At 34.8% G+C, this 7553-nt stretch carries 6 protein-coding genes and 3 pseudogenes; 6 read left to right on the top strand and 3 right to left on the bottom strand.

The window, feature by feature from the left end:
• The 3 genes and pseudogenes from ACFIO3_RS06030 to ACFIO3_RS06020 all read right to left on the bottom strand — a co-directional run.
• Positions 1–477 (bottom strand): annotated as a pseudogene (locus ACFIO3_RS06030) (integrase arm-type DNA-binding domain-containing protein); the annotation flags it as partial.
• Between the two features lie 194 nt (positions 478–671).
• Positions 672–855, bottom strand: a pseudogene (locus ACFIO3_RS06025) (D-alanyl-D-alanine carboxypeptidase); the annotation flags it as partial.
• Between the two features lie 173 nt (positions 856–1028).
• Entirely contained in the window at positions 1029–1358 is a 330-nt protein-coding gene (locus ACFIO3_RS06020) for a TIGR01244 family sulfur transferase (protein ID WP_375608485.1), read from the bottom strand.
• A gap of 987 nt (positions 1359–2345) precedes the next feature.
• Between ACFIO3_RS06020 and parA the strand changes: the two genes are divergently transcribed.
• The 6 genes and pseudogenes from parA to ACFIO3_RS05990 all read left to right on the top strand — a co-directional run.
• Positions 2346–2978 carry a ParA family partition ATPase gene (parA, locus tag ACFIO3_RS06015; RefSeq protein ID WP_375608486.1) on the top strand — a complete coding sequence of 211 codons (633 nt, stop codon included), beginning with the start codon at positions 2346–2348 and terminating at the stop codon, positions 2976–2978.
• On the top strand, positions 2975–3205 hold the full coding sequence (locus tag ACFIO3_RS06010) for a plasmid partition protein ParG (protein ID WP_375608487.1): 231 nt from the start codon (positions 2975–2977) through the stop codon (positions 3203–3205). Before parA ends, ACFIO3_RS06010 begins: the two co-directional genes overlap by 4 nt.
• Before the next feature lie 1179 nt (positions 3206–4384).
• Entirely contained in the window at positions 4385–4567 is a 183-nt protein-coding gene (locus tag ACFIO3_RS06005) for a hypothetical protein (protein ID WP_375608488.1), read from the top strand.
• Positions 4568–4966: 399 nt separating this feature from the next.
• On the top strand, positions 4967–5236 hold the full coding sequence (locus tag ACFIO3_RS06000; protein WP_375608489.1) for an EexN family lipoprotein: 270 nt from the start codon (positions 4967–4969) through the stop codon (positions 5234–5236).
• Positions 5237–5361: 125 nt separating this feature from the next.
• Positions 5362–5481, top strand: coding sequence for a hypothetical protein (locus tag ACFIO3_RS05995; RefSeq protein WP_375608490.1), 120 nt, complete (start codon positions 5362–5364; stop codon positions 5479–5481).
• A gap of 1932 nt (positions 5482–7413) precedes the next feature.
• A pseudogene (locus ACFIO3_RS05990) lies at positions 7414–7553 on the top strand (flagellar protein FlgN); the annotation flags it as partial.

The following is a 7553-nucleotide window of genomic DNA, read 5'->3' as shown; positions in this document are numbered from 1 at the left end:
TTTGTATGCCAAATAGGGGCAAGCGTGTTGCGTATCTCTGTTTGTGTAATCTCAGAAACCGGCAGACAGCCTAATTTTGGTAAAATATGGAGTTTTAAAGGTAAAAACCAATGTCCATTCTTACCATCCCCTTTTAATTCAGCTTTACGACTTTCAAAAGCATCTACGGCAATATCTTTTAAGTAATGGAGATTACGCATTGCTTCACGTTTTTGTTTTTCACGTTCTTGAATAGGGTCACGCCCTTCACGTAAAATAGAACGCCACCCAGTTGCCAATTCACGGGCTTGTTTTAAAGAAACATCTCTCAAGGCACCTAACTCCCATTTCACGACGATGCCCGTGAAGGGTATACCGTAAAATCCATTGAGCACCTCCATCTTTACGCTTATGAAGTAGCAAGCCGGCACCATCGTTATATTTGCCAGCCCCCAATGTTGCGACAGCCCTTGCATTAAGACGGTTCATAAGTGTCATTTTAAATCCTTTCTTATACAAATTTGATCCACACATTCATCCCGCTTGTGATGTGCAAATGAGTGGTTTTGATTGATTAAAGATAAGCAGGTTTGAAATGAGAGAATCTTAGGTTATTCGAGACTCTCATTCAATATACAAAACAGTGAATTATCATTATAAATCAATGCCTTGCACGCCTTTGATACGCAATGTCAATTTTTCTTAGTAGTTTGTACTGTAGTTTTAGGTGTCTGTGGCGTACGAATGAGGTATATTGGTAAAGGAAGAGAAAAAGAAGGTAAAGCCATGATGACAGGTGAAGTAAAAATTAATATTTCCTTGATCATCATATGAATTTGCATGCATTTTTATGGCTTCGAGTGTGCATGTTTGTTGTATATTGAAGAGCAAAGCTTGTTTGTAGAATTTTATGAAGTGAATCACGTTAAGTGGCAAGCTAAGGGAAAGGCACTAGACAAAGATTATTTACAGATTATTTTTTTAAAAATCGGTGTGAATTTAAGAATCTTCATCTTTTAGAACGAGGAGGAAGTGTGCAAAATCTCTGTCTAAAGACGCGCTAAACGATAAAGATGCAGCGAGCGTGCTCCGTGATGACAATAGGCAAGAAGAGGGAGAGAGGCTGTTTTTAAAATTGTTTGCATGGTTTCAATAGCTGACTTTTCTATAGTTGGAAGAGAAATGGGAATGTGATAGGCTTTTATGCCATATTCATTTGCGACTGTTTTAATGCTCAAAAAATCAGGTTGATGAGGCTCCTCGTGATCAGGGCGGTTACAGACAATTGTTTTAAAACCAGCTTGTGCCAATGTTTTGATATTTTCTATACTAATTTGGGCACTGATGAAAATATCCGGTTCAATTTGTTGTAAATTCATTTTTTATTCTCAATTGCACGATCTTCACGATACTCTCTGGTATATAAAAAACATGATGAAGGTAAGTTTTTCAATGGCATCTTAACAAAAATATTCTTTTTGTCGAGGAGATCTCTTTGGGAAAAATGAGCTGTAAGGTGCAAAATATCTCATTCCGCAACATGTTCGTTATGCGACCTTATGAAAGACTGCTGTGTGGTTTTTATGGATAATCTATTGTGTTTACTAAGCATAGACATTTCATTGTATTGCTTGTTTACACGTTTGCTAGAGGTATCCTTATTTTTCTTAAGACCATTTTACTCTGTCAAGAGTCAAAGAGTATAAAATTCATTGTGTACTCCTTCTTTAGTTCAAGAAAAGGTACAAGCCGACACTATCATACACTTTGCTAGCCCCTAATATTATAATAGTTCTTGGTATTGGAGATTCTGCATAAGAAGCATTTTTAGTCCTTTCTTTTCAGTGTTTTTTGCTCATATGCTAGTTCTGCTTGTGATGTGCAAGCAAGTGATTCATATAAGAGGTATGAAATGAGGGAATCTTCCTGATTTTGGCTCTCTCACTCAATGTGTAAAACAATGAATTCTCCTTATAGTTTGTTGTATATTCAGAGTGGAGCTTGTTTATAGAGTTGTATTAAGTGGATCACATGAAGGAAGAAGCTCAAATGGCAGGCGCAAAATAAGAAGCTGAATTATTGACAGAGCATTGTTTACAGATCGACATGGATTAAAAAATCTTTATTTTAGGGTAGAAAAGAAGAGCGTGTCTATTGTTTAAATTTTTTCTTATCCTCAAGAATATTATCTTCATAATGTTTTTGCTCAATGCTAAAAGTTAAAAGAATATTATAAAGATAAAATTGAGGGTTGTTATTTTTATCCTAAAAATGAGAGAAGTAGTTGTTTTGTAGGAGCTGAAAGCTTGCTTCTTTTGTTATTTTCTGTACAATCGTAAAAACGGTAATGCTAAAAGGCATAATGAATGATCATTGGACTTTTGAATCAAAAGGGAGGTGTCGGAAAAACGACGTTGAGCGTGAATCTTGCGGCCAGTTTTGCACGTACTGGTGCACGGGTTTTGCTTATTGATGTTGATCCGCAAGGAAGTGCATTGGATTGGGCTGCTGCGCGTGAAGATGCTCCTTTGTTTTCAGTTATTGGTTTACCGCGAGCAACGGTTCACAAAGAGATTACACAGATTGGTCATAGTTATGATCATATTATTATCGATGGTCCTCCACGTGTGACTGACCTTGTTCGTAGTGCTCTTATGGCTTCGGATTTGGTGCTTATACCTGTTTTGCCTAGTCCCTATGATATTTGGGCAGCTGATGGAATTGTAAAGCTGATTGATGAAGCACGCGTTTATAAAGAGAATCTTAAATCTGCTTTTGTTATTAATCGTAAAATAGTCAATACAGCGATAGGGCGTGATGTGAACGAAGCTCTTGGCATATACCAACCTGTGCATGTTCTTTCTTCTAGCGTTGCGCAGCGCGTGATTTTTGCAGAAGCTGCAGCACAGGGGAAGGCTGTTTATGAGGTTGATAAGCAAGGCCCTGCAGCTGCAGAGATTGAAGCTATTGCAGCGGAAATCAAGGAGTTAGCACAATGAATAAAAAAATTAAAATTGGCACGAAGCCAACCAATAAATCAATTCCTTTAACGGCTGATGCATGGGTGGAAAACCACAAAAAGAACATGAGTGGAGGTATGAAGCGCCTCACGATTGATATACCAGAAAATTTGCATCGGTTAATTAAAGTAAGTTGTGCAAGTCGTGGAACCAAAATAGCCGATGAGGTACGCGAATTGCTTTCGCGAAAATACGGAAAAGTGTAAAAAATGATATATGATAATAAGTTTGGGTCGGTTTGAAGACTTTTTTCTAAAGATAATCTCTTTTATTTTTACACGAAGTTAAGAATAATAAAAACCCCTCTTTTTTCATGAGGGGTGCTTCATTTAAGGTGTTTTTCATCAGGTTTTATATCATCCAGTTCAATAGCTATGAGCTTATGAAAATTTTCCGTTTTAAATTTTTTCTTATAAGATGAGATCATCATAATAGCTTTTGTTATCTGTATTGCAGCTGGATAGATAAGTTTATTTTTTCGTAGCAATTGTCTTGATAATGATTTTAAATGTGAAGTTATTTTTTGTTTATTTTACTTAATATAGGCAATAATAATGGAATTAAGAGTAGCGTTGATTATTTTTTTTCTGCTACGTGAATGCTTCACTTTATTAAATTATACTTATATTTATAAGGGGGGAAATAAATAAAAGTTACTGATATTGGTGCGCTATACGTTATTCCTAATGAACAAAAGAAGCCATTGAATATATTATAGAAAGTATTTCTTACATTTATAATCTGAAATAGTTAATACCACTGTAATAGTAGGCAAGAATATAAGCATTTTTTTCTTCTATAAGAATATATAAGATTACTTTTTTACATTTCTATTGGCATTTAAAAAGCGCAGGGGAGTTTGTGTTCTCGGTGGTTTGAGAAATAATAAGAGCGCCATCCGTTCATTAAAAAATATATTGTTTCAATTGCAGGAAATTTGCAATGAATATAGGCATTACGAATTTTAAATAGGATATTCGTGCTACTTCTCATTATGAAGTGGTTTTTGGAGAAAAAGAAGTGATTAAAAAAGCTTTTTGAGAGTTTCAAAAAATCAAGAATTCTGCTGAAGTGTTAACACTTCAAATACAAAGAACCGCCGTGCTGATAATGTTACAAGTGCAAGTCTAATAAATGCAAGCGGCTCTTATGATTCAATATATTTGCGTTAAAAATGTGCGTATTTGTCAAAGAAAAATTATACGCAAAATTACGATATAGAGAGGTGTGTGGCCCCAATGATATCGTTAATAAAGTATAAAACAAGAGAGGAGTAAAATCATGAAAAAGATCATTATAACAGCACTATTGCTTTGCCTGGGGCTTGTCACTACTGGTTGTGAAAAAACTACAGTGTAGCAGACTTTAAGAAAGATAAAACATTAATGGAAAAATGGGGAAAGAAATGCGAGAAAATGGGACCATCCGCTTTAGAAACTAAAAATTGTCAAAATATTATACAAGCTGATACGGAACTTTTTCAAGAGCATTATAGAAATCTTGCAAAAAAACTTCGTGAAAATAGCACAAAGAACGATAAAACTGAAAAACAACAAGACAACAATTAAAATCATAAAAAATATTGATGACAACATTTTCTTTGCGCTGAAATTGTCACTGTTGGTTGCAGAAAATTTACAGTGTAGGAAACTTTAAAAAATTATTCTGTTATGTCAAAAACAATTTATGGCGGTGATATAAGCTTCCTTGACATGTGAGATGCTTTTTTAGGGTCAATATTTTTAGGCTTGTCGAGTTTTATGTAAATCAATCACAATGAAATGAGAAGCTAAAAAGAATCTGTTCTCAAAGAATTCGGATTGTTTACAGATCGGATATAAGAGACTTGGTCATTTGAGGCATGAAGAGAGGGAGTAATAAAATACACAATTGGCAAAATATGTAACTTTAATGGGGCAATTGTGCTCAAACCTTACAAAACTGAAAGAAAAAAGGGGAATTTATTTATGAACAAGATCATTATAACAGCACTATTGCTTTGCGTGGGGATTGTCACTGCTGGTTGTGAAAAAACTTACAGTATAGCAGACTTTAAAAAAGATCCAAAATTACTCGAAGAATGGGCAATGAAATGTATGATGTCAGGAAGTTTAGATTCTCAAAATTGTAAAAACGCAGACAAAGCGTATCGTGAGATTCATGCACGAGATTGGCCTGGGGCAAGCTTTGTACATGATGATGAGCAAAAAACTGAAGAGAAAAAGGAAGAAAATTAAATCATGAATAAAGTCATTATAACAGTATTGCTGCTTTGCATGGGGCTTGGAGTTTCTGGTTATAAAGAAAAATCTATAGTGTAGAAGAGTTTAAGAAAGATAAAAAATTACGCTATAAATGGGAAATGAAGTGTTTCTTAGGTCAGTTATCTATGCAGAAATCGCAAAATTGTGAGAATCTAGACAGAGCGGGTAAAAAACTTCTTTTGGAGGTTAAAAATTGTGCTCAGACTTTGAAAGTCTGAGGAAAAAGGGATAGGTGTGAAGGTATAACCAGAAGTAATTGTGATAATATTGTTCTTGCTCCTTTCAAGAGAGAGAATTTTGTCTTAAATATCAAAGAATGTTTATTTCAGTAAATGGAAAACCTCCTTTCCTTTAAGGAGGTTTTCTCTATGGGACAGCATATTACGATCTATGCAACAAGCTGGACTTGGGATATGTTTCTATAGTTTTCATTCTCGTTTAGCAAATTGGCTTGTAGAAACAACCACTACCCCTTCGATACAGAAACTTAGGGTGCAATAAGAGCAGTTTTTTATCATACCACTTCTTTAAACAGTGTTGTGCTAATATTAATACAAAAGCTTCACAATGTTTACGAGTGAAAAGAGGCTTATATTTAAAGTATGCGTACAGGTGTATGCTACGTATGCTTTCATGAAACGCCAACAAAGTTTGGAGTTTAGTGTGTTCTCATTATGCTTTTCAAGAGAACAGGGAAGAGGGTAAGGGTATTCGAAAAAAGATCATAATGGAATGTAGGAATATATTTGCGTTGCATATTTATGGGCGTGTTTTAAAGAAAGATCTCTCACGGTAAGTCCATTTTACAATGGTGCTCGTGAATAGTATAATAGTGAAGCTTCCATAAATAATATAAAATTTCTAGAGTGCTACCATCTTTACACTTAATAAAGGAGCAAGCCTGCATCATTATATATTTTTCCCAATATTTACGAGAGCTCTTAGCTTTTGAGAGGGGGCATAAGAGACATTTGTTGCTGTGTATTTTATCGATACGTCAGGTTCTATTTGTGATGTACAAGCAAGAGATTTTAATTTACTCAACATGGAATAGATTTGAAATGCGATAATTCTATGATCTTTAAGATTTTTATTGAGCATACAAGATAATGAATTATCCATATAAATCAATATATTGATTTATATGAAAGAAAAAGCCTTATTGAGAAGGTTGAAAATAAGAGAAAGTTTGTAGCAGAAATTGTACTTTGATTATAAGACGATTATTTTAATGTTTTTATATCCGCAGCGTATGTAAAGCAGCAATATTAAGAGCGAACTGTACGTTATGGGGTGAAGTCATCTATAGGAAGATGATGTGAAATTCTGAAAATATCAATATGGGGGGAGTTAAGCGTTATGGGATTGAAGGCGTATCGGACTGAATGCTTAAGAAACTCTTGAAAAGGTTCAAAAAATCTTATATAGTAATTAGTTGCAAAGAAAAGCGAATGATAATTGAAAAAGGGAGATTGATAGCTGTTTAGCTATTTAGGATGTCTTTTTTAATGTTACTATATGGCGGATCTGTTTAAAAGAGCATTCTTTTTGTGTTTTGTGCAAGAGATTGCATGTATGCAGAAAGAGCAGGGTGGGGAGATGTATCTTTTTGAATAGGTGCACTAATCTTGTAGGGTGCCATCTTATGGGGTGCCAGAGGGTATGCTGGTTTAGGTGCAGAGGAAGCTATAAGGTTATGGAGGGTAAAAAGCTGCTATCGGTAAAATGCTGAAATTTTTAATGGGCTTAAGTTTTTATATGCGGCAAGGTTTTGTTGGCAGATAGTTTTTATGGCCAAGGAGAGAGGCAGATTATTATTGTTTTCTGTTGAAGGCTTGGTGGTGGTAAAATAGGCAAAGCGAAATAGATAGAGCAAATGTAGAAGTTTCGGTATTGTTGCGTGGAAGTTTAAGTTTAGAGCATTTTAGTGAATAAGTATAGCAGCAATAATGGTTTTGGAGCAAAGAAGAAATATTTCAGAAAATGCGTTGAAAATTGAAGTGGTATACGCTTTTGAGGATTGTTGTGCTGTTGTCTGAGGAATGTTCGCACCACGAGTTCAAATGCGTGTATCTGCATTAAAAGAGAAACTGTTTAATCTCCCTCATTTAAAAGTAAGATTGAACAATATAGTTGAAGGGGAAATAAAAATGTCTGTAGTGCAATATGGTGATGATAGTTTTGCAGCAAAAGCAAAAGTTCTTGATAATAATCTTATTGATCGTGATTGGGCGATGACAAAATTTGTTGCTGCTGTTAAAGGATTAGCACAAGTGGTTGATTATGAAAG

This window comes from Bartonella sp. AD328YNZD, assembly GCF_042196425.1.
This window is presented reverse-complemented; position numbering and strand designations above follow the sequence as displayed.